This window comes from Hoeflea sp. Naph1 (assembly GCF_046837775.1).
Taxonomy (GTDB): Bacteria; Pseudomonadota; Alphaproteobacteria; order Rhizobiales; family Rhizobiaceae; genus Hoeflea.
Genome location: NZ_CP177286.1, coordinates 1,236,915 through 1,262,950, shown reverse-complemented (window position 1 = coordinate 1,262,950; position 26,036 = coordinate 1,236,915). Strand labels below are relative to the sequence as shown.

The following is a 26,036-nucleotide window of genomic DNA, read 5'->3' as shown; positions in this document are numbered from 1 at the left end:
ATTGCTGCAAAGTCGGAACTTGATGGAGTCCATGTTTCAAGGGCTGAATCACGCAGGAGGAGGCAAACCATGTGCAAGATGTTCGCGGGTCAGGATCCGACACGTTACGAACAGGTCACCCGCCGGCTCCGATTAAATGGCCAAAGCACGTCAATCCGTCTTGAACGAACCTTCTGGGGGATCATGGACGAACTCGCGGCATCCCAAGGCATGACAACCCCGGTGTTCATGTCAAAGCTGCATTCCGAGGTGCTGGAATTGCATGGCGAGCCGAAAAACTTCGCGTCGCTGCTGCGCTGCTGCTGTCTGGTTTACCTTGAAAATAACGGCACCAACAGTGACCACCTGATGGCCGCCGAATGAAAAGACGGCCGTAGTATACAACTACTACCCGGGTTGCCGTGATCGGTTCCAGACTTGTCGCCAAGTTTGAAACCACACGGGAGCGACCATGGCCAAGGCCATTCACAGCATGATCCGCGTGCTCGAAGAAGCACGCTCTGTCGAATTCTACAAAACCGCATTCGGTCTGGAAGTTGCCGACCGGCTCGATTTCGACAGCTTCACCCTCGTCTATCTCAGCAATTCCGAAACCGGATTCGAGCTCGAGCTGACTGTCAACAAGGAGAGGACCGAGCCCTATGATCTGGGTGACGGCTACGGCCATCTGGCGTTTTCAGTCGCTGATGTCGACAGCGAGCATGCACGGCTGACCGAACTCGGCCTGAGCCCTCGCAAGCTTGTCAACTTCGCGCCTGCCGGCGACGTGATCGCCCGTTTCTTCTTCATCGCCGACCCCGACGGATACCAGATCGAAGTGCTTCAACGCGCCGGACGTTATCTCTAGCCAGAGACAGCAAGCCAGCCGGGAGGAGGTTCCGGCAAGCACGGCAAGACAGACACAACCAAGGGAGGACTACCATGACAATCCAAGCCGAGCGGCAAGGCATGAGCCGCCGCCAATTGCTTTCGCGATCCGTTGCGGTCGGCACCGCATTCATTATCGGTCCGGGATTTATCGCCGGATCTGATGCCGCCTGGGCGATGGAAACCACGGCACTCAAGCCCGCCTCGATGGCAACGCTGATCCAGATGGCACGCGATATCTATCCGCATGACCATGTCGCCGACGAATTCTATGCCATCGCGGTCAAGGGATACGACACGGCTGACGCTGCGCCGGAGATTGAAGCCGGCATCGCGGCTCTGGATGCCGCAGCTCGCGGCAAAGGCAAAGCCTCCTATCTCGATACCGGCTGGGAACGGGACCGTGTCGATATCCTGCGCGGCATGGAAGACAGCGCCTTCTTCCAGCGCATCCGCGGCGGTCTGGTTACAGGCCTCTACAACCAGAAAGCCGTCTGGCCACTGTTTGGCTATGAGGGCGAGAGCTACAGCCAGGGCGGATACATCGACCGTGGCTTTGACGACATCAATTGGCTCTGAGGGGAGGACCACATCATGACTGCACCTTTTGACCTCACCAACGACAGTGTTGTCGTTATCATCGGAACCGGCTCAGGCGGCGGTGTTCTGGCAAACGAACTGGCCCAGAAAGGCGTCAGCGTTGTTGCCCTCGAAGCGGGCGCGCGTTATCTGCCGGACGACTATATCAATGACGAATGGGACAGTTTCGGCCAGCTTGCCTGGACCGACGCCCGCACCACCTCCGGTGACTGGCGCGTGGCACGGGACTTTCCCGGCCTTCCAACCTGGATCGTGAAAGCCGTGGGCGGAACCTCGATCCACTGGGCCGGCGCGTCGCTGCGTTTTCAGGAACATGAATTCAAGGCGCACACCACCTATGGCGACGTCCAGGGGGCAAACCTGCTCGACTGGCCAATCGATCTCGCGGAGATGGCGCCCTGGTACGAGAAGGCCGAAACCAAACTGGGTGTAACCCGCACCGGAGACCGGGCAGGATTGCCGGGAAACAACAATTACAAGGTCTTTGAAGCCGGGGCCAAGGCGCTCGGCTACAATGAAGTCCACACCGGACGGATGGCTATCAACAGCGCCGAATATGATGGCCGCATGGCCTGCCAGCAGACCGGCTTCTGTTTCCAGGGCTGCAAATGGGGCGCCAAATGGTCGTCCGCCTACACCGACATTCCGCGCGGCGAAGCCACCGGCAATCTCGAGGTCCGATCCAAATGCCATGCCATCAAGATCGAGCATGACGACAGCGGGAAAGTCACCGGCGTCGTGTATGCCGATGAGAATGGCGACCAGCACCTGCAGAAGGCACGGATTGTCTGCGTTGCCGGCAACTCAATTGAAAGCCCACGGCTGTTGCTCAACTCCGCCTCCGCAATGTTCCCGGACGGATTGGCAAACAGCTCCGGTCAGGTCGGGCGCAACTACATGCGGCACACGACAGGATCGGTCTATGCCGTCTTCGACAAGCCCGTGAAAATGTGGCGCGGCACGACCATGGCCGGCATCATCCAGGATGAGGCAGGGCATGATCCATCACGTGGCTTCTCCGGCGGATACGAGCTTGAGACCCTGTCGCTGGGCCTGCCATTCATGGCTGCCTTCCTCGATCCGGGCGGCTGGGGCCGGGAGTTTGCGACAGCACTCGACAGCTATGAAAACATGGCGGGGATGTGGATTGTGGGCGAAGACATGCCGCAGGAAACCAACCGCATTACCCTCAATCATGCGGTGACCGACGCGCACGGACTGCCGGCACCCGACGTGCATTTCGATGACCATCCAAATGACATCGCCATGCGCAACCATGCCTATACCCAAGGGATGGCCATATACGACGCTGTCGGAGCGACACGGTCGTTCCCCACTCCGCCCTATCCGTCCACCCACAATCTGGGGACCAACCGGATGTCGGAAAAGGCGCGGGACGGCGTTGTCAACAAGCATGGGCAAAGCCACGACATTGCCAATCTGTTTGTGTCTGACGGCAGCCAGTTCACCACCAGCGCCGCGGAAAACCCGACGCTTACGATCGTCGCGCTGGCTATTCGCCAGGCCGACCATATCGCCCGGGAAATGAGCGCTGGAAACATCTAGCATTTGTCGAACCGCAAAAACTCAACGGCGCCTTTCGGGGCGCCGTTTTCGCATGTGCGACCAACCATCTGGCACAGACCACGCCGACACTTCGTTGCTCATGTCTTGAATTTACCGTCAAGAACAAGGAAAAGCATGCCAGACGACGAATCCACATTGAAGCCCGCCCGTGTCGGGCACACCGCCGAAGGGATAGCCTCCAGCCATGATCAGGATCATTTCGCCAATGCTTGCCACGATCACCGGCGTGACCGGTCGAGCCCACATGGCTTTGCGGATCATGCGTCACGCCGGGCCCTGCTTGACCAAGAGCATGAGCGAGACAAATTCGTGAGCGGCTCCGAATGGAAGCAGCTTGATGCACATCGCTGGACGACCGCAGGAACATTGTCCAGCGCCGCCGGAGCGCCCGAAAGCTGCCCGCCGAACGCCTGCCAGCAACTGGTGATCAACGCCGCGCGCAACAGCCTGTTTCATCGCGGTGTCTTCCGCGCCACCGTCAGTCGGCTGGTATTCCTGCTTGGCGGCGGGCGTGACATCGACATCGGCTTTCGCGATGTCATTTTCCGGCTCGAAGGTGGCCGCAACCTGATCGAATATGGCATCCTGCTCAAACCAGCCTACAATGCAGAAGACATTGATTTTTTACTCGGAGCGATTTCCGACGGCGGCGTGTTCGTCGATATCGGATGCAACATCGGCCTCTACAGCCTGCCATTGGCGCGCGCCGCCGGGCCTCGCGGACGCTGTATTTCAATTGACGCCAACCCGCTGATGACCACGCGCTTGCTGCGCAATGCAGCGCTCAGCGGCATTGCCAATATCACCGCGATTGCCAGTGCCGTTGGCGACCGGGAGGCGACCGGACAACTAGTGGTTCGCAAGAACGACGATGCCATTGTCGCAGTCGAGGAGACGGATGACGGGCCAATCCGGGTCAGACCGCTGGCGGCGCTGCTGGAGGAGGCCGGGGTCACCCGCATCGACGGACTGAAAATCGACATCGAAGGCCATGAGGACCTGGCTCTGCCGCCGTTTCTCGACACCGCAGAGCGCGCCATGCTGCCGCGCCGCATCGTCATCGAACATCCTGAACCAAACTCCGACTATCCCGGATGTGCCACCGCCCTTGATCGCCATGGCTATCAACTTGTCGGCCGGACGCACAACAATTCGCTTTACAGGCTTGGCGATGGCTGAAAACCCGAGTGCCAAAGCCGGGCCGGCGGTTGCCATCATTCCCTATCGCACACGGTTGACCCCAATGCTTTCCAGGATGCCGCTTGATGCTCTGGCCTGGCCACTTGGCAGGCCAGAGCATCTCAAACATGGCACGGTTTCCGACATGGGACCGGGTGACCACCTGATTGCCTATGTGAGTTCCCGGCTTCTCTACATGCCAAGGCCACGCGTTCGGGCCAGGGTTTCGGTGATGATCGTCGAGCCTCAAGCAGTCCACAGCCGCAACATGGCATGGCTGAGAGTGCTCTGGTGGCGGTTTTACCGGGTACTGACCTGCAATCCGGGGCTGCTGGCAGCAGTGCCGAATGGTTTGCGTTTCTTGTTCGGCTCCACCTGGGTGCATGACTGGGAAGCACTGGACACGCACAAAATCCGAATGCTGTCGATAATTGCGTCCTCCAAGACCTCCTTCGAAGGTCACAAGCTACGCCATCGGGTTGTTGACTGGTTGAAGCGCAGCGACATCGACATGGAGGTCCTGGGTCGTGGCTACGCCCCTTTCGAGCACAAGGCCGACGGATTGGCGCCCTATCGCTATTCGGTGATCATCGAGAATGTCAGCGAACCGGGCTACTTTACAGAGAAACTTATCGACTGCCTCCTGTGTGAAACCGTGCCTGTCTATTGGGGCGCACCTGATATCGCCGAAATCTTCGACCCGCGCGGTATGATCCTTTGCCAGTCGTTTGACGACATCACCGCAGCACTCGGCAACCTGTCGGAAGCCGATTATCGTTCGCGGCTTGAATTTGTCACAAAGAACAAGGAAAAAGCCGCCTTGTACGCCAATCACGAACTGGCGGCCGCGCGTATCGTGCTGGCCACCGCCCGAAGGGAACCCCGCAAGCCATGACCACGACCGCGACGCCCAAAACAGCCCTCATCACCGGCGTAACCGGCCAGGACGGTGCCTATCTGTCCGAATTCCTGCTCAAAAAGGGCTACCAGGTGCACGGGATCAAGCGGCGAACATCACTGTTCAACACCGCACGCATCGACCATCTTTTCGATGGTGAGTACGGCCAATCGGGACAATTCGTGCTGCACCATGGCGACATGACGGATTCGTCGTCACTGACCCATATCCTGCAACAGACCAAGCCGGACGAGGTTTATAACCTCGCCGCCCAGAGCCATGTTGCGGTGTCCTTCGAAGAACCGGAATACACGGCCAATTCCGATGCGTTGGGCACGCTGCGGCTGCTCGAGGCGATCCGCATTCTGGGTCTGAAGGACAAGAGCAAATTCTATCAGGCTTCAACGTCAGAACTTTATGGCCTGGTTCAGGAGACCCCGCAGACCGAGCGCACGCCGTTTTATCCGCGCTCGCCCTATGCCGTGGCCAAGTTATACGCCTACTGGATCACTATCAATTACCGCGAGGCCTACGGGCTTTACGCATGCAACGGTATCCTGTTCAACCATGAAAGCCCGCTGCGCGGCGAAACATTCGTTACCCGCAAGATCACCCGCGCGTTGGCGCGGATCAAGCTTGGCCAGCAGGACGTGCTCAAGCTTGGCAATCTCAACGCCTTGCGCGACTGGGGCCACGCACGCGACTACGTCGAGATGCAGTGGCTGATGCTGCAGCAAGAGACGCCGGATGATTTCGTCATCGCCACCGGGGTGCAATACTCCGTACGCGATTTTGTGCTGGCCGCGGCGGACGCGCTGGACATGACGATCCATTTCGAAGGTGAAGGCGTCGATGAGGTAGGCCGCGATCCGTCCGGCAAGGTGATTGTCAAAGTTGATCCGCGCTACTTCCGCCCAACCGAAGTCGAGACATTGCTGGGCGATGCCGCCAAGGCCAAACAAAAGCTCGGCTGGACCCCCCAAACCTCATTCGCCGATCTGGTGGCCGAGATGGCGGAAGCGGATCTGGCCGAGGCCAGGCGCAATGGCTGATAGCCCCGTGGGCGAACCTGAAAGCGCAGGCTCATGAAGATTCTTCTGACAGGCGGCAGCGGCATGGTCGGCCGCAATATACGTGACCACGTTACTGCCGACCGGCACGATCTGATCGCACCGCGCAGCGCCGAGCTTGATCTCACCGACAGCGCGGCAAGCGAAGCCTATATTGCCCGGACAAAGCCGGATCTGATCATCCACGCCGCCGGCCGAGTGGGCGGAATTCAGGCGAACGTGGCCGATCCGGTGGGGTTTCTGGTCGACAATCTCGACATGGGTCGCAACATCGTCATGGCGGCGCGCAAGGCCGGCGTTCCACGGCTGCTCAATATCGGCAGTTCCTGCATGTATCCGCGCGCAGCGCCCAATCCGCTTGAGGAAAGCTCCGTGCTGACGGGCGAGTTGGAGCCTACCAATGAAGGCTATGCGCTGGCCAAGGTGATGACGGCGCGGCTGTGCGACTATGTCAGCCAATCAACCCCGGAGCTCGCCTACAAAACCCTGATCCCCTGCAATATTTTCGGGATCCACGACAAATATGATCCAGCCGTCTCGCACCTCTTGCCGGCCATCATCCGCAAGGTCGACCAAGCCAAACGCTCGGGCGTCGACAGTGTCGAGATCTGGGGCGACGGCGAGGCTCGCCGAGAATTCATGTTCGCCACTGACCTGGCCGACGGAATCTGGACGGCGGTGGCGCGGTTTGACGAACTGCCGGGAATGATGAATATCGGCGTCGGCAAGGATCATTCGATCAACGACTATTATGCAGCGGTGGCGCGGGTGATCGGCTGGAACGGTACTTTTATCCATGACCTGAGCAAACCGGTCGGCATGAAACAGAAACTTGTCTCGGTGCGACTGCAGCAAGCATTCGGCTGGATGCCGCAGACACCGCTCGATGAGGCAATTGCCATAACCTATTCCCATTTCCGCGCTCTCAATGACGCGACCGAGGAGCCTAAATCTTGACCAATACAGGGTTTCCGCTGGCCACAAGTTCCTGGAATGAAAAGGAATACGCGGCGATCGACCGAGTGGTGAAATCAGGCTTCTTTTCCATGGGAAAGGAAGTCGCAGCATTCGAGAAACTGTTCGCCGAGCAGATCGGCGCACCCTATGCCGTGATGTCCAACTCGGGCTCGTCGGCCAACCTGCTGTTTGTCGCCGCGCTGCGCTACCATTCGCGCTATGCGCTGCAGCCGGGTGACGAAGTGATCGTGCCGGCGGTATCGTGGAGCACCACCTATTACCCGCTTTACCAATACGGGCTGCGGCTGAAGTTCGTCGATATCGACATCAATACGCTGAATTTCGATCTCGGTCAGCTCGAGACCGCCATCAGCGACAAGACCAGGGCAATCCTGGCGGTCAACCTGTTAGGCAACCCGAATGATTTCGACCGGATCAAGGCGATTATCGGCGATCGTGAGATCGTGCTGCTGGAAGACAATTGCGAATCGCTCGGCGCCACATTCAACGGCAAGCAGGCTGGAACTTTCGGCCTGGCGGGCAGCTATTCGGCGTTCTTTTCGCACCATATTTCGACCATGGAAGGCGGCATCACCGTCACCCATGATGAAGAGCTCTACCACATCATGCTGAGCTTGAGGGCGCATGGCTGGACCCGCAACCTGCCCAACCCCAACCTTGTGACCGGCGCCAAGGGCGATGATCCTTTCGAGGAAGCCTTTCGCTTTGTGCTGCCGGGCTACAATCTCAGACCATTGGAAATGAGTGGCGCGATCGGCATTGAGCAGATCGCCAAACTGCCGATGATTGTCGACAACCGCCGAAAGAACGCGGCCCTGTTCAAACAGGTGATGGCCGGATTCCCGCAATTGCGCACCCAGCGCGAGGCAGGCCAGAGTAGCTGGTTTGGCTTTTCGATGATCATCGACCCGGATTGCGGCGTCAATCGCAAGCAGCTGGTGGCGTGCCTGGCCAACCATGGCATTGAATCGCGCCCGATCGTTGCCGGCAATTTTGCCAAGAACGAAGTGGTGACGCGCTACATGGATCACGATATCCATGGCGGGCTGCCTAATGCCGAACTGGCCGATACAAACGGGCTGTTTATCGGCAACCATCATTATCCGCTCGATGAACCGATGGAACAACTGGCCGTGGCGCTCAAGGCAGCATTCGCCTAAAGCCTACGTTGTCTAGAGGCGTAGCCAGCCCGACGGCGTGATATCCGGGTTGGACAGTTTCGGGTCAGCAAACCATTGCGATGGTGCGATCACGATTTTTTCGTGCGACGGGTTCAGCCAGGCACCCCACCAGGAAAAGGTGGAGTTGGCAATAATGTTGTGGTCGCAGAGGCTCATCAACCGCAGATCCTCATGCGCGGTTCTGCCGTCATTGATGGCGACTGGCACCAACTCCGCATCGAGCTTGATGTTGTCACGCACCCAATCAGGATCATTGGAAAACAGATAGACCACCGGGTCCTTTCCCGAGCGTGATCTGACTTCCGCGAGCGCGCGCTCATAATAGGCAAGGTCGGTCGACCCATGGACGGCCTGAGCTTTGGCACTGGTTATGTAATCGCCACGACGAATGTGCACGGAGACTGACGGCATGCCCTGGATGCGCTCGGCCATGGATGCATTATCACCGCTTATTGCTTCCCTGAAGCTCAGATCGTTCCACAATGTTGGTACAATATCGTCGAAATAACGTTGAGACTGAAAATAGCCGTGTAGATAGCACTCACCAGCAATAGTCCCGATCCGCTCATTATAGGCCAATCCCTGCTCGCGAATGAACCGCGGGGAGCGACCAAATTTGCGCCACCAGACGTAAGCCAAGGGCCGGGTCTTTGCCGGGGGCAATTCATCTCCGGTGGCCACTCGCGCCTGAATGGAAAAATTTCCGAGATCGTACTGGAACGGGCTTTTGGCCGTGTACTGGCGGGTATCGAGCAGCAGTTCAGACCCGGTCCTGAGAGCCGCGGCCCGGCCGGCGGCATATTGAAACAGCTGATTGCCAAGTCCGCCATGCAGGCGCGAGATCACGCGGGTCATTGTCGCTTACCTGCCGCGCCGGATGGCGATGTAGTTTGTTGTTGCAAACTGCTCGTTGAATTCACGGTAACGCCTCACGGGTGTCAGCCTTCCGCCCGGCCCAGCGATGTTGAGTGCGTAGCCGCGGGCTTCAAAGAAATCATAAAAATCGCGAAAAAAGGTGCGCGTGTCGACATTGCATCCACCGAATTCGAACTGAACCGCGGCGACCTTGCGCTGATCAAGCATGTCGACGCCGCCCTTGAGTACGTCGAGCTCGTGGCCTTCGACATCGATCTTGAGCATGTCGATCGCCTCAACCCCGTGGCGGGCGCAATAATGGTCGAGGGTATCGATCCGAATTGTCTCGCTCAGATCCATCGACAGCCCGATATGGCCGAGATCGCGTTTGGTCATCGAGGCCAGTCCGGTGATCTCTGCATCCTTGTACAGCGTCGCTTCACCTTCAGCCGCACCCAGGGCAACCGGATTGACCTTTACACCATCAAGATCCGTGAGTGCCTGACTGAGTTTTTCAAGATGACTGGCTGAAGGCTCGAACACATGCACCTGGGCTGACGGCCACATCTGTTTGGCGGCGAGGGTCCACTCGCCGATATTGCCGCCAACATCGAACAGCACAGGAGTCCGGGTCTGGACCCTGGCTTGTGCAAGGGCTGCGGCGGCCGCTTTCATCTCCCCCGACTTGGCGACGATGCCGCCGTGACCAAGGCCAGCTGATTTCATCAGCCGACGGGCCAACGACAGTGCGAGGCCGGAGGGTAAAATGGTTGCAATGACGGTATCGATAGCGGACATGAGCCGCTGGATATCTCAATCCCAATTGCGGGTCCAGCCATCGGCACCCTTATTAAACTGACTCAGGCCGGCTGCTGGTCGTTGCGCCGTGACATTGCTGCGATACGGGCACGGTAAATCGGACGAAGCGCTTCGCGGCGGAGACGTTTGAGCAGCGGCACATTGCGGGCCTGAATGGTGGTGCCGCCAATGACATTGCCCCGGTCGCCAACACCTGACGGAATGGCCAGGCAAGGCCGGAGACCCGTAATCCAATGCAGCTGAACGTAACCGTCAATCGGACGGTCAAAAATGGCGGTTCCATCCAGCAGATGCTGGGCTGCGGCGCGCGAGTAGAGTGTGCAGGATGCCCTGAGCGGCACGATGACCGGGCGGGCCAAGGATATACCGTCACCCTGGGCGACAATCGGGCCGGGTTTGGCAACATTGCGGACCTGGAATTGAATAATTCCGTGTTTGGAAATGTGCTGCCTGGCTAATTTCAAGGCTCTGACGAACACCTCGCCATCCATCTCGACATCATCCTCGATCACCAGCCCAGCATCCAGACCTGTATCAAGGATAGCCTGCCAGGCCTTCCGATGGCTCAGGAAACAACCCACCTCACCCGCGGTCATGCTGAAAGGGTAGTATGGGCGAAACAGGCTTTTACGGGAATAGACCGCATCGATTTCCTCTGGTGACAGCGCCCGGCCATCGACAGCATCAATCACCTGAACGCTGACTGGACAGGCGACAAGCAAATGGTCGACTTGCGGTCGCCGCGCTTCGGCGCGCGCCAGATGGATAATGAAGGCTTCGATTCCGCCTGCTGTGCTCATGCCACCCCCGTCCATCGTCTTCCACTCGATCACGATCCATGATGCCGGTGGATTTCATCCCCTTCTAGACGACCGGCTTTGTCAACAGCAAGGGGATGGTGCCGAGAACAACACAGACATGACAACGCTGCGCATCTGACCGGATGCGCAGCGTTTTATTTGACGATGAGTGCTGGCGACCATGAGACCGGTCACCAGCCTCAGGTCGGGCTCAGTGCCGGCACGTCACCGGCCTCTGGGTCAGCCGAGATCTTCGGGCAGCAGTTCTGCTGGCAGGTTCTGGTAGCAGACCGGACGCAGGAAGCGGCGGATTGACAGCGTGCCCACCGAGGTGGCGCCGAAATTGGTCGACGCCGGATAGGGTCCGCCGTGCACCATCGCATCGGCGACTTCGACACCTGTCGGGAAGCCATTGGCCAGAACCCGGCCTGCCTTGCGCTCGAGCACCGGCATCAGCCTGCGGCCAAGCACGGTATCGCCCGCATCCATGTGCAGCGTACAGGTGAGCTGGCCCTTGAGGCTTTTGGCGACGCTGAGCATCTCGTCGGCATCAGCCAAGCGGACAACCAGGCCAAGCGGGCCGAAGACTTCCTCGCCGAGATCTTCGTTGCCGAGCCATTGCTTGCCGGTGGTGGCAAACAGGTAGGGAGTGGCATTGCGCAGATCGCAGGTCGAGGTGAGCAGTTCCTGCACGCCCTGAGCGCCGGCGACCCGGTCGCGGCCGTGGCGGTAGGCTTCGGCGATGCCATCGGTCAGCATGGTCTGGGCGCCGACTGGTTCCAGCGCCGCTGTCGCCGCGGTGATGAAGGCGTCGGCATCGGGACCATCGATCAGCACCGAAATGCCGGGGTTGGTGCAGAACTGCCCTGCCCCCATGGTGAGCGATCCAGCCCAGCCCTTGGCGATCTCGGCGCCGCGGGCGCCGACTGCTTCAGGCAGCAGGAACATCGGGTTGACCGAGCCCAGTTCGCCGAAGAAGGGGATAGGTTCGGAGCGCTGGGCGCAAAGATCAAACAGCGCGCGGCCACCGCCGAGCGAACCGGTGAAGCCGACCGCCTTGATCAGTGGATGGGTGACCAGCGCCTGGCCGGTCTCGCGGGTTCCGCCCTGGACCAGCGAAAAGACGCCCGGGTGCAGACCGAGACGTTTGATCGCCGCATCGATCGCCTGGGCAACGATTTCGCCGGTGCCCGGATGGGCGGAGTGGCCCTTGACGACGACCGGGCAACCGGCTGCCAGGGCCGCGGCAGTGTCGCCACCGGCGGTGGAAAAGGCGAGCGGGAAATTCGACGCGCCGAAAACAGCGACCGGGCCGATAGGGCGCTGGATCATGCGCAGATCAGGGCGCGGCAGCGGCGCACGGTCGGGCAGCGCCTGGTCGTGGCGGCGGTCGAGATAATCGCCCTTTTCGATGTGGCTGGCAAACAACCGCAATTGTCCGGTGGTACGCCCGCGCTCGCCTTGCAGCCGGGCCTCGGGCAAGCCGGTCTCGGAGGTGCCGATGGCAGTAATCTCGTCGCCTCGCGCCTCGATCTCGTCGGCGATGGCGTTAAGCAGCGCAGCACGCTCGGCGCGGCTCGAATAGCCGAAAGTCCAGAAGGCTTCTTCCGCCGCAACAACCGCCGCATCGACATGGGCGAGCGTACCAACCGCAAAATCGTGGGCGTCGCCATGTGCCGGCTGGCTGGCAAAGGTGGTCTCACCCGCGACCCAGTTTCCGGCAATCAGATGTTTTCCTGTCAGCATGTCATTCTCCATTCAGATTGGCTTTGGCGCAAAATGGTGCGCATGAAATCGCCGGACCGGGGCCTTTCAGGCATCCCGAAAACAGGCAGTATATTCGATCGGGCGGGCGGCAGCCTTGTGCATGTCGCGCTCAAATGGGTTTATTCGGGCGGTAACGTACATTCCTTAAATCAAACCCGTAAAGTGGCTGGACGTTCGCGGAGCGCGGCGAGCCCGTTTCAAGGCCGCTTGGCGCTGTTTGTCGATGATGGTTCCCGCCCTCGTGTTCTGCGATCCGGCAGTGCCGGTAGCACCGCGGTTACAGTTTGTCACGCGGGTCGACGCCGGTTTCGGCAATCGCCAGAATTCTATTGTAGAGGCTTTTGGGCACATGCACTCCCTGGGTGTCGCTGCGCGTGCGGGCCGCATAGCGGCGCTCGGATGGCAGCCGCGCAGACTGGTCTGTAAAGCCCGCAAACAACTGCTCGGCGCGCGCCTGATTGAGCTCGTCCTGACCGTTTCCCAGAAGTTTCGGGTCCAGGGCTATAACCAGTTCACCGTGAAATGGAGCGGCCCGCTCGCCGCCATCATAAGCCATCGAATCGCTGCTGGTCAGGTCGCCGATCAACGGGCCGGCCAGAAGTTCGATCATGGTGGCGATCGCCGCGCCCTTGTGGCCGCCGAAACTCCACATGGCTCCCTCCAGAACCCGGGCAGGATCGGTTGAGGGGTTACCGTCGATGTCGACACCGCAGCCCTCGGGAATGGACGCGCCCTTGAGCTTGGCCATGGCAATGTCGCTGCGGGCCATCACGCTGGTAGCAAAATCAAAGACATAGGGCTGGCGCCCGGTACGCGGCCATCCGAAGGCAAGCGGGTTGGTGCCGAATATCGGCCTGGTTGCGCCTGCCGGTGCGACCCAACTGTGGCTGGGAGTCATTGCCAGGCCAACCAGATTTCGCGTGCAGATGGCCTCGATTTCTGGCCACAAGGCAGAGAAATGAAAGCAGTTGTTGATCGCCAGAACGGCGACACCGAGCGCCTTGGCCTTTTGCTCAAGCACCGGAAGTCCCTGCTCGAAAGCTGCCAGCGAATAGCCGTTGCGGGCATCGACGCGAACCACGGCTGGCGTCACATCCTCAAGCACTGGTTCTGCATCGCGGACAAATTTCGGATGCTGCGCGGTGGAAACACATCCGGGCAATCGCAATAATCCGTGAGATCTGCATTCGTCCCGCTCGCAATCAGCAATCACCCGGGCCACTGGCCGGGCCTGGGTCTGTGAGAGACCGGCGGCGGTCAGAACCGACAGCGCAAGATCGTAAACCTCCGCCACCTGAATGAGAACATCGTCCTCGCCACCGGCTTCTATTTCCTTCATGCGATTTCCCCCAATTCCGATCCGCAGCCGCTATGCGCGACCACTGGCGGACGCGACTATCTCCACCCCCGATCTTGGGTTGATTCGACAGCGAAAACCACCGGCGTTCAGCGCTACCATTTGTTAAACCAAATTGGATCCAACATACGCTGGAGAAACAACACGCAACCCACCAGTTTACCCTCGCAAATGACCGCCTGCCGCTGAACCAAGCATCACGCCTGTCAAACACCAGCTTCATCCTGAATATGAATAGGGGGGATTGAATAGCAAACTGAAATCGATCCGGACCGCAGCGACTGCGAGCCGAAACTCCGTTTACACCTCATTTATGAGGGCCATGAGTCACGAATATGCTCATCCCTGAACGGCCCCGACAATCAGCCGGCTCCCGTCGCATCCGAAGCTCAGGCTTGCAGCAGCGCCTTGTAGGCATCCCGCAGCACGTTTTTCTGGACCTTGCCCATGGTGTTGCGGGGCAGCTCGTCAAGCACGACGATGCGCTTGGGCTGCTTGAAGCGGGCGATCTTGGGTTTGATGCTGTCGAGGATCGTGGCTTCGTCGAGCTCTGCACCCGGCTTTGGCACCAGAACAGCAACCACGCCTTCGCCGAAATCGGCATGCGGCACGCCGATCACGGCGGATTCGAGCACGCCGTCTTCCTCGTCGAGAAGCAGTTCGAGTTCCTTGGGATAGATGTTGTAGCCGCCGGAAATGATCAGGTCCTTGGAGCGGCCGACGATCTGCACATAACCGTCCGCATCGATGACGCCGACATCGCCGGTGATAAAGAAGCCGTCATCGCGGAATTCCTCTTTGGTTTTTTCCGGCATCTCCCAGTAGCCGGCAAAGACGTTGGGGCCCTTGACCTCAATGATGCCGATTTCCCCCTGCGGCAAGGGCTTGCCGGTCTCTGCATCAACAATGCGTAGATCGACGCCGGGCAGCGGGAAGCCGACTGTGCCGGCGCGGCGCTCGCCCTCATAGGGGTTGGAGGTGTTCATGTTGGTCTCGGTCATGCCGTAGCGCTCGAGGATGCGGTGGCCGGTGCGCTGTTCGAACTGGACATGGGTTTCGGCCAGCAGCGGCGCGCTGCCGGAAACGAACAATCGCATGTGCTTGACCAAATCACCGGTGAAGGCGGGGTCGTCGAGCAGGCGGGTGTAGAAGGTTGGCACGCCCATCAGGGCTGTGGCGCCGGGTATGTTTTCAATGATGGCTTCAGCGCTAAAAGTGGGCAGGAAGATCAGCGATGCGCCGGCGCTCAGTGCCGTATTGGTGGCGACGAACAGACCGTGGGTGTGAAAGATCGGCAGCGCGTGCAGCAATACGTCGTCGCTGGTAAAGCGCCAAACATCGACCAGTGTTTCAGCATTGGACAACAGGTTGGCGTGAGTGAGCATGGCGCCCTTGGAACGTCCGGTGGTGCCGGAAGTGTACAAAATGGCGGCCAGATCGCTGGCTTCGCGGGCGACGGTTTCAAACTCGGTCGGTGCGACAAGTGCGGCATCGTTAAGTGAGCCGGCGCTGGTCTCGTGGTTCTGCCAGACACCCATGGTCTCAAGCCCGATGCCGAGCTTGGCTGTCAATGCTTCGTAGTCGACGCGCTTTTTCGGATCGCAGACAAAGATGCGCGGCGTGGCGTTGCCGAGAAAATACTCGATTTCGGCGGGGGTGTAACCGGTGTTGAGCGGCAGGAAAACGGCGCCGGCGCGAACCACGGCAAGATAGAGCATGATGGCTTCGATGGATTTGGGCACTTGCACCGCAACCCGATCGCCTGGCTGGACGCCCAAGCCCACCAGCACATTGGCGAAGCGGCCCGAGACATCCTCGACATCACCATAGGTGTAATGGCGGCCATCAACGGGCAGGATGGCGAAAGTGGCCTTGCGGGCTTCATCTGTGGACAGCTTGTCAGCGAGCAATCCGTCGAAGAGATAATTACGAGCCATTTTTCGGTTTCCTGCCATTGCTGGTTGCGGCCGCTGCGTCGGCCAGTGTCTTGACGTCCTTGGAGGTGAACACAGTATGGGCCTCCGCGAAGCCCTCGTGGAACTGGCTGATCTTCTTGAGATCGTAGAGGTAATTGACCATCAGTCCGCAGGACTGGCGCACCCCGTTTTCCGAGAGATCGGCAGCGGCGTGGATGTCATGCAGCATGGCGCCGTTGCCGAGATGGAAGCGCGCCACCGGATCGAGCGGCATGCCGTTGCGGTTCTTCTGGTTGACCAGATAGTTTGCGGCCTGCCGGCGCAGCCATTGCGGATGCTCGGTGAGCTTGCCTAGTTCACCAGACTCGATGGCAAGATCGATGTCCTCGGCGGCAACGAGGGTGTTGGGCTCGTCGGTGATGGACTGGCGCAGCCAGCGATTGAAGCCCGGAATCGGCGAAAGCGTGACAAAGGTGTTGATCGATTTCACCTCGGTCTGCAGATCCTCGACCACCTGCTTGATCAGCGAATTGCCGAACGAGACGCCACGCAAGCCTGCCTGGCAGTTGGAAATCGAGTAGAACACGGCAGTGTCAGCGTTTTCGGGAGCCAGGATCTCGCGGTTTTCGGCCAGGATGGCCTGCACTGAACCCGGAACGCCCTTGACCAGCGCCACCTCGACGAAGATCAGCGGATCATCGGGCATGGCGGGATGGAAGAAGGCGTAGCAGCGGCGGTCGGGCGGCTCGACGCGACGGCGCAGATCATCCCAGTCGTTGATGGCATGCACGGCTTCGTATTTGATGATTTTCTCGAGAATATTGGCGGGGCTTTGCCAGTGGATTCGGCGAGGAACCAGGAAGCCGCGGTTGAACCACGAGCCAAACAAATGCTGAAAATCCACGTCGATCCGCCCGAACGAGGGATGGTCCTTGAGCAGCTTGAGCAGCCGGGCGCGCATTTTCACCAGATCACCGGTGGTGCCGGGTACCCGGTTGATACGGCGCAGCAATTCCTGCCGCTTGGGTTCGGAGGCATCGAGCAGGTTGGCGAAATTTTCAGGCGACCGGTCGATCTGGTAGGCAGCGGTTGACGCCTGCAACCGGTCGATATCGATATCCATCTTCTCGTTGAGGTACTCGAAGAAGGCGATCTCGTCTTCCGGCGTGAGCTCGCTGAAGCGCGACAGGATCTGCTGTCCCATATCATGGCCGGAGACCTCGCCTGAGCTGGCGATCAGATCATCGCAAAGTGCCGTTATCGAGCGTCCGTCGCCCTTCACCCGGGCAATATTCTGCCGCTCGAACAATGTCGACAGAAGGTCGTAGAAGAAGCCGGAGCGGTTCAAAGCGCGGCCCCCATTATCAGTTCGGGCAGGAAGGTGACGATCTGCGGAAAAATGCACAGGATCACGATGGCAAGGATCATACACATCACATAGGGCAACGAGCCACGCAGGATGGTGCCAAGCGAGATGTCGGGTGCGATCGAGTTGATGACATAGAGATTGAGCCCGACGGGTGGGGTGATCAGACCGATTTCCATGTTGATGGTGAGAATGACGGCAAACCAGTAGGGATCAAATCCGGCGCTGGTGATGATGGGCAGCAGGATCGGCGCAGTCATCAGGATCACGGCCACCGGCGGCAGGAAGAAACCGGCGATCAGCAGGAATACATTGATGATCCCCATTAGCACCCAGCGGTTGACCTCCAGGTCGGAAATCCAACCCGCGATGCTCTGCGTGACGAAGGTCGAGGACAGGGTGAAGGCGAATAATTCCGACGCCGCGATGATCATCATGATCATCACCGATTCCTTGGTCGAATCCCTGAACATCGAGAGAAACGGCTTGGCCGAAAACATCTTGTAGACCACTACCACCAGCACAAGGCAGAACAGCGCGCCGACGCCGGCGGCTTCCGATGGGGTCGCAACGCCGCCATACAGCACGAACAGGATGCCTGCGACGATGGCCAGGAACGGCAGCACCCGCGGCAGGATCTCGAATTTCTGTTTGAGCGAATAATGCTGCGTCACATCGGACAGTTTCAGCCCGCTGCGCCAGCACGAAAACAGCGTCCAGGCCATGAAGATGGTGGTCAGCATCATGCCGGGGATGACGCCGGCGAGAAACAGCCGGCCAATCGAGGTTTCGGTGGCAATGCCATAGACGATCATGGTGATCGATGGCGGAATGAGGATGCCGAGCGTGCCACCGGCGGCAATCGATCCGGCGGAGATTTCGTCGGGATAGCCGCGCTTGCGCATTTCGGGAATGCCCATCTTGCCGATGGCCGCACAGGTGGCGGGGGAGGAACCCGATAGCGCCGAAAAGATCGAGCAGGCACCGAGATTGGACAGAACCAGGCCACCCGGCACGCGGTTGAGCCAGCGGTCGAGCGCCTCGTAGAGGTCCTTGCCCGCCGGAGAGTTGGAGACTGCCGCACCCATCAGGATGAACATCGGGATCGAGACAAGCGTGAACGAGTTGAGCCCGGAGAAGAAGGTTTCGCCGAGAATATCGAGCGAGCGGAAACCATCGATCAGCAGCAGGGTGCCGATCGACACGGCGCCGAGCGCGAAGGCGATGGGCATGCCGATGGCGAAAAGCGCGATCAGCACGACGAGAATGAGAAGGCCGATTTCCAGCGGGCTCATGCGGGGCTCTCCTCGGTGGACGTCCAGTTCTTGTAGATTTCGGCTATGTATTGCAGGCACAGGATGCCGACGCCGAGCGGTAGCGGAAGCAGCGGGATCCACAACGGCAGTGCCCAGACCGTGTCGGTGGTCCAGCCCTTCGATGCCGCTTCGTAAAAATAGTGCCAGCCGGACCAGCCAAGCAGGGCGCAGAACGCCAGGCTCAGGGTTGCTGAGAGCACATCAAGCAGACGTTTGCCATTGCCGCCGAGCAGGGTGGGCAGCAGATCGACCGACACATGGCCCTTGAGCAACAGCACATAGGGCGCGCCGATGAAGGTGGAGGCGATCATGGCGTAGACGACGAACTCGGTCTGCCAGACGGTGGAGGCACCCAGAAAATAGCGCATGAACACCATCTGGGAGACCACAAGCGTGGAGGCGGCGATCAGCAGCATGGACGACAATCCGCACAGCCGCGACAGCGTCTCGACAATCGAAACAAAGCGTTTCATCTCTTGGCAATCCTTGGATCGGAAAAGGGCAGGCCGGGCGAAAAAAGGGGAGGCGAACCTCCCCTGATCCGGTGCTTATTCGACGGCGAGGGCGTCGTCGATCAGCTTTTGGCCACCAGGAACCTTTTCGGCGAATTGCTTGTAGGCAGTTTCCTTGGCGATCGCCAGCCAGGCGTCATAATCGTCCTTCGACATCGACACGACTTCAACGCCGGCCTTCTTGAAGGTCTCGACCATCTTGTCGTCGAGGCCAGCGGCCTCCTTGTCGAAATACTCTTCAGCCTTCTTGCCTGCAGCCATCACTGCAGCCTGCTGCTCGGGCGTCAAGCGGTCGTAGGTTTCCTTCGAAATCAGCATCGGCTCATACATGAACCAGAGCGAGTTTTCGCCCGGCTCTGTAAGGCACGTGACCTGTTCGAAAAGACGGTAGGATACGAATGACCCCGATGAGGTGTTGGCGGCATCAAGCACGCCGGTTTGCATGCCGGTATAGACTTCCGATGACGCCATCGAGGAAATCGATGCGCCGGCGCCGACCAACATCTGTTCAAAGGCGGGTCCTGCGGCGCGGGTCACCTGCCCCTTGATTGACTCAGGCGAGGTAATGCAAGCCGTTTTAGAGGCAAATGCACCGCCGAGCCAGGCATCAGCAATGACGATGGCACCGTTGTCTTCGATCAGCTTCTTGATCTCGGTCATGAAGGGCGAGGAGTTGAGCCGCTTGGCGCGATCATGGTTGCGTACCAGGCCCGGCATCAGGGTTGCGGAAAACTGCGGTACGCGGCCGGATGCATAATCAAGCGGGAACGAGGTGATGTCGAGCTGGCCCTTGGTCAGCGCACCCCACTGCTCCTTGGCCTTGTAGAGCGACTGCCCCGGATAGACCTGAACATCGAGGCCAACATCGGCCGCTGCCAGTTCCTTGGCGAAAAGCTGAACCATTTCGTCGCGCGCGTCGCCCTTGCCGCCCGGAAACTGGTGTGATGCTTTCAGGGTTTCGGCCTGTGCATGGCCAGTCAGAGCGATGGATGCCGCCAACATGGCTGCAAACGCTGATAATCCTAGTTTCATATCTACCTCCCAGAAGATTGTGCTCGCAGAACCACTTCCGGCCCTGGCAACGCTCGAAGGGACCATTTTCTGGATGCAATGTCAAACCTCTTGTATACAAAAAGATTGAATTTGCATTTCGGTGCGGATTGACGATGATATGCTCATGGGCACACGCATTGCAGATTCCGTTCGCGAACGCATCGAGCAGATGATTGTCACCGGCGAATTCGCCGATGGCGAGCGTCTTGATGAAGTCAAACTTGCCGAGCAATTCGGGGTGTCGCGGACACCGTTGCGCGAGGCGTTCCAGTCGCTGGCGGCCTCCGGGCTGGTCACGCTCGAAGCCCGCCGCGGCGCTTTCATCCGGCATCCGGATTTTGTCGAACTGGTCGAGATGTTCGAAGTCATGGCCGAAATCGAGGCGATGTGCGGTTTTCGCGCCGCAAGGCACGTTACCGAGAGCCAGATGGTTGCCATCGGCCAGACCATCGACGCCTGCGAAGCGGCGATCGCGCAAGGCGATTTCGACGAATATTACCGCGAGAACGAGACCTTTCACCATCTGCTTTACGAGGCCAGCGGCAACCGCTTCCTGGCCCGCGAGGCAGCAAGGCTTCACAAGCGGCTCAAGCCCTACCGGCGACTGCAGTTGCGCGCCAATGGCCGCATGCCGCAGTCGATGCGAGAGCACCGGGCCGTGTTTGCGGCACTGGAGCGCAACGATTCCAAGGCCACTGCCGCCGCCCTACGCCAGCACGTCGCCATCCAGGGTGAGCGCTTCAACGACCTCATGGCCAGCTACCGCCAGATGGCCTCGCTCAAGACCGGGTGAACGGTCTGGTGTGTTGGAGGCTTTAACCGGCGACGTAGCTGACCATTTTCGGCCCAGATGCTTCCTATCCGATCAGATGGCGGAGGACGCCTTTGTCGGCGTGCCGTCGAAAAACCGCTTGAAGCGGAATGGCGACATTTCGTGCTGCGGGGCGCGCCCCTGAACCAGGTCAGCGATCACCTTCGCCATGCCAGGCGCAATTCCAAAACCGTGGCCGCTCATGCCGGTGGCAACGATCAGCCCGGGGATCGGGGCGTGATCCACAACCGGCAGCGTGTCGGGGGTTACGTCGATCATGCCGGCCCAACTGGCCGTGATCGTCGGTTTGCCGATATCTGGGAAAGCAAGTGCAAATTGATGCTGCAGTCGCGCAATATCGGCCGTATCGGGGTGCGGGTTCAGGATGCGGCAGCGCTCGAATGGCGATTTCTCGGCGCTGCTCCAACGGCGCGGAGTTCGCCACGCATCGGGATACCCCTGCGGCGCGAAAGGTCGAAGCTTGGTACTGCGAACATCGGCAAGAAATTGCGGCAAGAAGGCGCCCAGATTGCGCACCGCATCAGGGCCGATGAAAAACTTGTGCGATGACCATGCCGTCAGGTTGTGGCCGCCATCTGCCCTGCCCCTGATCGCAAAACGCTCGTCAGCCGCCGCAGCACGCGAAAACCCCTCTGGCAGGGCCTCCGTGGTCGATACACTGGAGAGCACAGACAATTGCCGAAGCCGGACTCCATGGGCCGCGAGAAACAAGGACGACCACGCACCACCTGCCAGAACAACGCGCGTGCAGCGCACCGTTCCAGCCTCGGTCACGACCCCAGAGATCTGTCCAGCGGAAAGCTCCAATCCGCGCACGGCGCATCGTTCACGAATGACAACCCCTTCTTCAACTGCCGCACGCGCCAGCAGCGGAACGGTGACGAAGGGTTCCGCCTGACCATCGGACGGAGTGTGCAGCGCACCGATCCAGCCAGCCGCGTTCGGCAACATTGCCTCGGTCTCGCGGCGAGAGAGAAGCCGCGTATCGACCCCGTGTGGCCGCGCCTGCGATAGCCAGCGCTCGAAAGCGGCCATGCGGGATGCGTCACGGGCCAGATATGTCACGCCGGTTTGTCTGAACCCGATCGCCGCGCGCAGGTTTTGTGGCAGGTCACGCCAGATGCGCATCGCGTCCATGGCAATCGGCAGCTCGACCAGGTCCCTGCCCTGCTGACGCAGCCAGCCCCAGTTGCGCCCGGACTGTTCGCCCGCCAGCTTGCCCTTCTCGCACAGCAACACGCGAAGACCGTCGCGGGAGAGCTCCCAAGCGGTCATAAGCCCGATGATACCGCCACCGATAACCGTAACATCGACGGCTTCCGGCAGCGGACCGGTATGGTCCGACGGTGCGGCAAGGGTGATTGGAAAACCATGCATGGCGGATCAGAACCTTGAGATGAGATAGGGAGTGGGATCAACCAGCAAGGCCCGAGCGGCCACGGTGTCGGCGACCATCTGCGCCGTGATTGCCGAAAGCGTCAGGCCAAGATGGCCATGGCCGAAGGCGTAGATCACGTCATTTCCCTGCGGCGAGGGACCGATCACCGGCAATGAATCAGGCGTGGAAGGCCTAAATCCCATCCATTCCGATCGGGGCGATACATCGCGCAACGCAGGCACGGCACGACGGGCCGCAGGGATCAGCGCACGGATACGGCTGTAGTTCGGGGGCGCGGCAAGGCCGGCCAGCTCGTCGCCGCTGACAAGCCGCAAGCCATCATGCATGGGAGAGAGAACCATCGACATGCCCGGCAGGACCAGCGGCCCGCGCAACAGCCCCGCCGTTTCCGGGCCGAAGCTGATGTGATAGCCACGCTCTGTATCCAGGCTCACCTTGTCGCCCAACTGCTTCACCAGGCTGGCTGACCAAGCGCCTGCCGCCACCACCAGTCGATCAAACCTGTGGGTGACGCCTTCAGCATGAACGGTCACGCCGCCTTCGTTGCGCCGGGCGACCCCGTCAACACGCTGGCGCAGATGGATCGCGCCCAACCGCGCAGCGGCATCGAAATAAGCCTGCGCCAGTCCCTTGGGGTTTCGAACGAAGCCGCAGTCGGGCTGATAAAACCCCACCGCACAGAGGTCGGGATTGAGGTTCGGCTCAAGATCGGTCACGGCCTTATGATCGAGGATCGTGTAGTTCACCCCGAACCGGTCCATCAACCGCCGATCCTGCGCCGTTGCTGCAAACGCTTGCTCTGATGCAAAAACCTTCAGCCAGCCCTCCTGCGTGATCATTGCCTGAGCGCCCGCGTGGGCTGCAAGGGCGCCATGGGCGGACAGGGAGCCAGAAAGGATCGGATGCAATGCCGCCGCGATCCGGTTCATTTCGTTGGGTAAGCCTGCGCGGGCAAAGCGAAACAGCCACGGCAACACCTTCAGCGAATGGCGCAAACGAAGCACTGCCGGCGATGACTTGTCGAACAGGTAGGACGGCAAAGCGCGCAACACTTCGGGGGTGGCCGTGGGCGTCACCGAACCCGTGACGATGCCGCCGGCGTTGCCTGACGAGGTTCCTGCCCCTGGCGCGTCCGGATCAAACAGCGTGACCTGATGCCCGTCCAAGGCAAGCGCCAGAGCCGTCGCGCAGCCAACAATCCCCGCGCCGACGATGGCGACGGAGAGCGGTTCGCCGCCTTTCAAGCGCTGTAACATCGATGTATTTCCGTTCAAAAGTGCCGCTGATTATGGCTTATTGCCAAAAACGCCCTGGCCGCCTCAATTCGCGTTTAGCCTCCGGCCCTTGCCTGCGGCGAGCGCGAGATCACTCCAATTCAACCCCAATGGAGCCGAAACGGGTTTCGGCCCATTTTGAAAACCGAAGCACCGGATAGCAATAGAAGAAATAGAAGACAGCGATCAGGCCATAGATGAACATGATGTCGCCCGGCATGCGCATGATCGCCACTTCACCCTGACGGGTCAGTTCGGCAATGCCGATCACCGAAAGCACTGCGGTGCTCTTGATCACGATCACATAGACGCTAGCCATCGGCGGAATCGTCATCTTCAGGGCCTGAGGCAGGATCACGTACCTGTAGGCCTGGGCTTTGGTCATGCCCACCGATCGCGAAGCTTCGCTTTGCCCGGTTGGCACGGCGAAGATGGCCGATGCGACAATTTCAGTGACGTAACTCGATGTGTAAAGCGACAGTGAAACCACAGCGGCAGTAAAACTGTCGAATTTCAGCCATTCGATATTGAGGGAGGGAAACACAAAATAGACGATGTAAAGCTGAACCAGATAGGGCGATCCGCGCAAAATATGCAGATAGGTGTTGATCAACTTTTCCAGCGCATAGATCTGGAGTGTCTTGAGAACACCCAGAACAAACCCCAGCGCCGAGCCACAGAAGATCGCGATAATCGAGATCTTGAACGTGATCCAGAGCCCCTCGAGCATGAAGGGCGAAAGCTTGTCGATGATACCCCACTTATGTGCAAACCATTCCATGGACTGTTTCCTAGTTTGCCTGCCAGGCGGAACCGCCCAGCTTTCGTTGGACCACGCCGGAAATCCCCAGCATCATGAAATATATGGCCAGGTAACACACTGCCGTCGTCACATAGCTTTCCGTGGCGATGACCGTCTCCGAAAACATCCGCAACCCAGCGCCCATCAACTCGAACACGGCGATGATGCTCAGAAGTGACGTGTCCTTGATCAAAACGGCCGTCTGGCCCAACAAGGGCGGCACGACGTTTGCAATCGCCTGCGGCAGGACAACATTTGTCGTGGTTTGCCTGGGGGTCATGCCGACAGACAACGCGCCCTCGATCTGGCCGCGATCAACCGATTCAAGACCGGCCCGAATGATTTCCCCCATGTAGGGTGAGGTATGTATGGTCAGCGCGATGATACCGGTTTGGGTTTCATCTAGAAAATTGCCAAACGGAAGAATGGAGGGCAGGCCGTAATAGATCAGGTAGATCTGAATCAGCAGCGGAGTCGAACGTATCGCCTGGATATAAACCGCGACAGGCCGCCAGATCAGCGGATTGCTTGACCGCCGCGCCAGTGCGATGAGAATTCCGAACATCAATGACAGAGCCAGACAGATCGCCGAGATCAGGATCGTATTGACAATGCCTTGCGCAAAGACCTCCCAATACTGAAAGACGATCCGAAAGTTAAAGATACTTTGAAGCCACTCCATTAAAATATCCGGTATCTATCAACTTGATGATTTGCGATTTTTCAGATTGCATCACGACGGCGCGAACGCCGCCGTGAAATTCATGTTGGCAGGCAGGATCCTACTTGTGATCCGCTTCCCAGTTGGTGGTGTTCCACCAGTATTCCAGCTTCTCATCGAGGCGCCCGTCAGCACGGATCAGGCCCATATAGTTGTCCAGCGCGAACAGCAAATGGGTGGAGTCCGGACGGACAGCAAAACCAAGCGGTTCGCGGCTGATGTCACCATCGAGAACAACCAGACCTTCAATGGAAGACATGAAACCGGCGATCGTGGCCTTGTCGGACACGCCGGCATTGATGCGGCCGGAGGTAAGCGCCTGTACCGTTTGCGCGGTGCCGCCGGCAAATTCCTTCAGCTCGGCATTTGAGATCTTGGCGCGCGCGATGTCAGCCCAGGACGATGCCTGGGTCGCACCGACAGAGATGCCGGCGACATTGAGATCCTTCCAGGATGTGTATCCTGAATCCTTCATCGCAAAGGCAATGGTCTCCGAGTAGAAGACCGGCTCGGTAAAGACGACCTGCATGCTGCGCTTGGCCGTCGGTGTCATGTCCGCGGCGATGAAATCGGCTTTGCCGGAAAGAAGCGACGGAATAAGGCCTTTCCAGTCGTAATCCTGAACGACCAGCTTGACGCCCATGTCGTCGGCCATCATCTGCGCAAGCTCGACGGCAAGACCGGTTCTCTTGCCGTCCTTGTTGATAAAGCTGACAGGAGGACCCTGAGTCTGGACTGCAATCGTCATCTCTCCGGTTCTGACGATTTTCTCCATCGTGGATTCGGCGAAGGATGCCGTCGTCATCATGGCCAACCAGGCACCGCTGACGGCGGCGACTGCGAGTTTGGTAAATTTCTTCATTTCTCTCTCCTTGTTGTAGTTTCGG

At 59.4% G+C, this 26,036-nt stretch carries 25 protein-coding genes; 10 read left to right on the top strand and 15 right to left on the bottom strand.

The window, feature by feature from the left end:
• Positions 1-69: 69 nt before the first annotated feature.
• The 9 genes from ACK6D9_RS05980 (at position 70) to ACK6D9_RS05940 (ending at position 8,339) form a co-directional block, all read left to right on the top strand.
• Complete coding sequence (locus tag ACK6D9_RS05980) at positions 70-363, top strand: ribbon-helix-helix domain-containing protein (RefSeq protein ID WP_412050996.1); 294 nt, start codon at positions 70-72, stop codon at positions 361-363.
• Positions 364-451: 88 nt separating this feature from the next.
• Positions 452-847 (top strand): VOC family protein, encoded by a 396-nt coding sequence (locus ACK6D9_RS05975; RefSeq protein WP_322990916.1) that lies wholly within the window; start codon positions 452-454, stop codon positions 845-847.
• 74 nt (positions 848-921) lie between these two features.
• Positions 922-1,446, top strand: coding sequence for a Twin-arginine translocation pathway signal (locus tag ACK6D9_RS05970; RefSeq protein ID WP_322990915.1), 525 nt, complete (start codon positions 922-924; stop codon positions 1,444-1,446).
• Positions 1,447-1,461: 15 nt separating this feature from the next.
• Positions 1,462-3,033, top strand: coding sequence for a GMC family oxidoreductase (locus ACK6D9_RS05965; protein WP_412050995.1), 1,572 nt, complete (start codon positions 1,462-1,464; stop codon positions 3,031-3,033).
• Between the two features lie 135 nt (positions 3,034-3,168).
• Positions 3,169-4,233 (top strand): FkbM family methyltransferase, encoded by a 1,065-nt coding sequence (locus tag ACK6D9_RS05960; protein WP_412050994.1) that lies wholly within the window; start codon positions 3,169-3,171, stop codon positions 4,231-4,233.
• A complete protein-coding gene (locus tag ACK6D9_RS05955) occupies positions 4,226-5,128 on the top strand; it encodes a glycosyltransferase family 10 domain-containing protein (RefSeq protein WP_412050993.1) in 903 nt (300 codons plus the stop codon). The genes ACK6D9_RS05960 and ACK6D9_RS05955 overlap by 8 nt, the downstream gene beginning before the upstream one ends.
• Positions 5,125-6,183 (top strand): GDP-mannose 4,6-dehydratase, encoded by a 1,059-nt coding sequence (gmd, locus tag ACK6D9_RS05950; protein WP_322990513.1) that lies wholly within the window; start codon positions 5,125-5,127, stop codon positions 6,181-6,183. The genes ACK6D9_RS05955 and gmd overlap by 4 nt, the downstream gene beginning before the upstream one ends.
• A 33-nt stretch (positions 6,184-6,216) precedes the next feature.
• Positions 6,217-7,158, top strand: coding sequence for a GDP-L-fucose synthase family protein (locus tag ACK6D9_RS05945; RefSeq protein ID WP_412050992.1), 942 nt, complete (start codon positions 6,217-6,219; stop codon positions 7,156-7,158).
• Entirely contained in the window at positions 7,155-8,339 is a 1,185-nt protein-coding gene (locus ACK6D9_RS05940; RefSeq protein ID WP_412050991.1) for a DegT/DnrJ/EryC1/StrS family aminotransferase, read from the top strand. Before ACK6D9_RS05945 ends, ACK6D9_RS05940 begins: the two co-directional genes overlap by 4 nt.
• Positions 8,340-8,351: 12 nt before the next feature.
• On the opposite strand, the gene ACK6D9_RS05935 is transcribed toward ACK6D9_RS05940, so the two are convergent.
• From ACK6D9_RS05935 to dctP, 10 genes are all read right to left on the bottom strand, one after another.
• Complete coding sequence (locus ACK6D9_RS05935) at positions 8,352-9,215, bottom strand: alpha-1,2-fucosyltransferase (protein ID WP_412050990.1); 864 nt, start codon at positions 9,213-9,215, stop codon at positions 8,352-8,354.
• Positions 9,216-9,221: 6 nt separating this feature from the next.
• Positions 9,222-10,013, bottom strand: coding sequence for an FkbM family methyltransferase (locus ACK6D9_RS05930; RefSeq protein ID WP_412050989.1), 792 nt, complete (start codon positions 10,011-10,013; stop codon positions 9,222-9,224).
• Positions 10,014-10,075: 62 nt separating this feature from the next.
• Positions 10,076-10,834, bottom strand: coding sequence for a glycosyltransferase family 25 protein (locus ACK6D9_RS05925; RefSeq protein WP_412050988.1), 759 nt, complete (start codon positions 10,832-10,834; stop codon positions 10,076-10,078).
• A gap of 240 nt (positions 10,835-11,074) precedes the next feature.
• Positions 11,075-12,580, bottom strand: a complete 1,506-nt coding sequence (locus ACK6D9_RS05920; RefSeq protein ID WP_412050987.1) for an aldehyde dehydrogenase (NADP(+)) — start codon at positions 12,578-12,580, stop codon at positions 11,075-11,077.
• 298 nt (positions 12,581-12,878) lie between these two features.
• A complete protein-coding gene (locus ACK6D9_RS05915; protein ID WP_412050986.1) occupies positions 12,879-13,940 on the bottom strand; it encodes an Ldh family oxidoreductase in 1,062 nt (353 codons plus the stop codon).
• A 407-nt stretch (positions 13,941-14,347) separates the two neighbouring features.
• Positions 14,348-15,895 carry a malonate--CoA ligase gene (locus ACK6D9_RS05910; RefSeq protein WP_412050985.1) on the bottom strand — a complete coding sequence of 516 codons (1,548 nt, stop codon included), beginning with the start codon at positions 15,893-15,895 and terminating at the stop codon, positions 14,348-14,350.
• Entirely contained in the window at positions 15,885-17,222 is a 1,338-nt protein-coding gene (locus ACK6D9_RS05905; RefSeq protein WP_412050984.1) for a malonyl-CoA decarboxylase, read from the bottom strand. Before ACK6D9_RS05905 ends, ACK6D9_RS05910 begins: the two co-directional genes overlap by 11 nt.
• The gene (locus ACK6D9_RS05900; protein WP_322990360.1) at positions 17,219-18,535 is read right to left on the bottom strand and encodes a TRAP transporter large permease; all 1,317 of its coding nucleotides are present in this window, start codon (positions 18,533-18,535) and stop codon (positions 17,219-17,221) included. Before ACK6D9_RS05900 ends, ACK6D9_RS05905 begins: the two co-directional genes overlap by 4 nt.
• The gene (locus ACK6D9_RS05895) at positions 18,532-19,029 is read right to left on the bottom strand and encodes a TRAP transporter small permease (RefSeq protein ID WP_322990359.1); all 498 of its coding nucleotides are present in this window, start codon (positions 19,027-19,029) and stop codon (positions 18,532-18,534) included. The genes ACK6D9_RS05900 and ACK6D9_RS05895 overlap by 4 nt, the downstream gene beginning before the upstream one ends.
• A gap of 75 nt (positions 19,030-19,104) precedes the next feature.
• Positions 19,105-20,100: a TRAP transporter substrate-binding protein DctP gene (gene dctP / locus ACK6D9_RS05890; protein ID WP_412050983.1), complete on the bottom strand. Its 996-nt coding sequence runs from the start codon at positions 20,098-20,100 to the stop codon at positions 19,105-19,107.
• Positions 20,101-20,245: 145 nt separating this feature from the next.
• Between dctP and ACK6D9_RS05885 the strand changes: the two genes are divergently transcribed.
• A complete protein-coding gene (locus ACK6D9_RS05885; protein ID WP_322990358.1) occupies positions 20,246-20,914 on the top strand; it encodes a GntR family transcriptional regulator in 669 nt (222 codons plus the stop codon).
• A 72-nt stretch (positions 20,915-20,986) separates the two neighbouring features.
• Here the strand turns inward: ACK6D9_RS05885 and ACK6D9_RS05880 are convergent, their stop codons facing one another.
• From ACK6D9_RS05880 to ACK6D9_RS05860, 5 genes are all read right to left on the bottom strand, one after another.
• Positions 20,987-22,330, bottom strand: coding sequence for an NAD(P)/FAD-dependent oxidoreductase (locus ACK6D9_RS05880; protein WP_412050982.1), 1,344 nt, complete (start codon positions 22,328-22,330; stop codon positions 20,987-20,989).
• A gap of 6 nt (positions 22,331-22,336) precedes the next feature.
• The gene (locus ACK6D9_RS05875) at positions 22,337-23,608 is read right to left on the bottom strand and encodes an NAD(P)/FAD-dependent oxidoreductase (protein WP_412050981.1); all 1,272 of its coding nucleotides are present in this window, start codon (positions 23,606-23,608) and stop codon (positions 22,337-22,339) included.
• 109 nt (positions 23,609-23,717) lie between these two features.
• A complete protein-coding gene (locus ACK6D9_RS05870; RefSeq protein WP_412050980.1) occupies positions 23,718-24,407 on the bottom strand; it encodes an amino acid ABC transporter permease in 690 nt (229 codons plus the stop codon).
• A gap of 10 nt (positions 24,408-24,417) precedes the next feature.
• Complete coding sequence (locus ACK6D9_RS05865) at positions 24,418-25,110, bottom strand: amino acid ABC transporter permease (RefSeq protein ID WP_322988697.1); 693 nt, start codon at positions 25,108-25,110, stop codon at positions 24,418-24,420.
• A gap of 100 nt (positions 25,111-25,210) precedes the next feature.
• Positions 25,211-26,011, bottom strand: coding sequence for an ABC transporter substrate-binding protein (locus ACK6D9_RS05860; protein ID WP_412050979.1), 801 nt, complete (start codon positions 26,009-26,011; stop codon positions 25,211-25,213).
• Positions 26,012-26,036 lie beyond the last annotated feature (25 nt).

Bases quoted from the DNA above. Each gene is read 5' to 3' on its own strand.
- ACK6D9_RS05980 (WP_412050996.1), top strand. From the start codon at position 70: ATGTGCAAGATGTTCGCGGGTCAGGATCCGACACGTTACGAACAGGTC.
- ACK6D9_RS05975 (WP_322990916.1), top strand. From the start codon at position 452: ATGGCCAAGGCCATTCACAGCATGATCCGCGTGCTCGAAGAAGCACGC.
- ACK6D9_RS05970 (WP_322990915.1), top strand. From the start codon at position 922: ATGACAATCCAAGCCGAGCGGCAAGGCATGAGCCGCCGCCAATTGCTT.
- ACK6D9_RS05965 (WP_412050995.1), top strand. From the start codon at position 1,462: ATGACTGCACCTTTTGACCTCACCAACGACAGTGTTGTCGTTATCATC.
- ACK6D9_RS05960 (WP_412050994.1), top strand. From the start codon at position 3,169: ATGCCAGACGACGAATCCACATTGAAGCCCGCCCGTGTCGGGCACACC.
- ACK6D9_RS05955 (WP_412050993.1), top strand. From the start codon at position 4,226: ATGGCTGAAAACCCGAGTGCCAAAGCCGGGCCGGCGGTTGCCATCATT.
- gmd (WP_322990513.1), top strand. From the start codon at position 5,125: ATGACCACGACCGCGACGCCCAAAACAGCCCTCATCACCGGCGTAACC.
- ACK6D9_RS05945 (WP_412050992.1), top strand. From the start codon at position 6,217: ATGAAGATTCTTCTGACAGGCGGCAGCGGCATGGTCGGCCGCAATATA.
- ACK6D9_RS05935 (WP_412050990.1), bottom strand. From the start codon at position 9,215: ATGACCCGCGTGATCTCGCGCCTGCATGGCGGACTTGGCAATCAGCTG.
- ACK6D9_RS05930 (WP_412050989.1), bottom strand. From the start codon at position 10,013: ATGTCCGCTATCGATACCGTCATTGCAACCATTTTACCCTCCGGCCTC.
- ACK6D9_RS05925 (WP_412050988.1), bottom strand. From the start codon at position 10,834: ATGAGCACAGCAGGCGGAATCGAAGCCTTCATTATCCATCTGGCGCGC.
- ACK6D9_RS05920 (WP_412050987.1), bottom strand. From the start codon at position 12,580: ATGCTGACAGGAAAACATCTGATTGCCGGAAACTGGGTCGCGGGTGAG.
- ACK6D9_RS05915 (WP_412050986.1), bottom strand. From the start codon at position 13,940: ATGAAGGAAATAGAAGCCGGTGGCGAGGACGATGTTCTCATTCAGGTG.
- ACK6D9_RS05910 (WP_412050985.1), bottom strand. From the start codon at position 15,895: ATGGCTCGTAATTATCTCTTCGACGGATTGCTCGCTGACAAGCTGTCC.
- ACK6D9_RS05900 (WP_322990360.1), bottom strand. From the start codon at position 18,535: ATGAGCCCGCTGGAAATCGGCCTTCTCATTCTCGTCGTGCTGATCGCG.
- ACK6D9_RS05895 (WP_322990359.1), bottom strand. From the start codon at position 19,029: ATGAAACGCTTTGTTTCGATTGTCGAGACGCTGTCGCGGCTGTGCGGA.
- dctP (WP_412050983.1), bottom strand. From the start codon at position 20,100: ATGAAACTAGGATTATCAGCGTTTGCAGCCATGTTGGCGGCATCCATC.
- ACK6D9_RS05885 (WP_322990358.1), top strand. From the start codon at position 20,246: ATGGGCACACGCATTGCAGATTCCGTTCGCGAACGCATCGAGCAGATG.
- ACK6D9_RS05880 (WP_412050982.1), bottom strand. From the start codon at position 22,330: ATGCATGGTTTTCCAATCACCCTTGCCGCACCGTCGGACCATACCGGT.
- ACK6D9_RS05875 (WP_412050981.1), bottom strand. From the start codon at position 23,608: ATGTTACAGCGCTTGAAAGGCGGCGAACCGCTCTCCGTCGCCATCGTC.
- ACK6D9_RS05870 (WP_412050980.1), bottom strand. From the start codon at position 24,407: ATGGAATGGTTTGCACATAAGTGGGGTATCATCGACAAGCTTTCGCCC.
- ACK6D9_RS05865 (WP_322988697.1), bottom strand. From the start codon at position 25,110: ATGGAGTGGCTTCAAAGTATCTTTAACTTTCGGATCGTCTTTCAGTAT.
- ACK6D9_RS05860 (WP_412050979.1), bottom strand. From the start codon at position 26,011: ATGAAGAAATTTACCAAACTCGCAGTCGCCGCCGTCAGCGGTGCCTGG.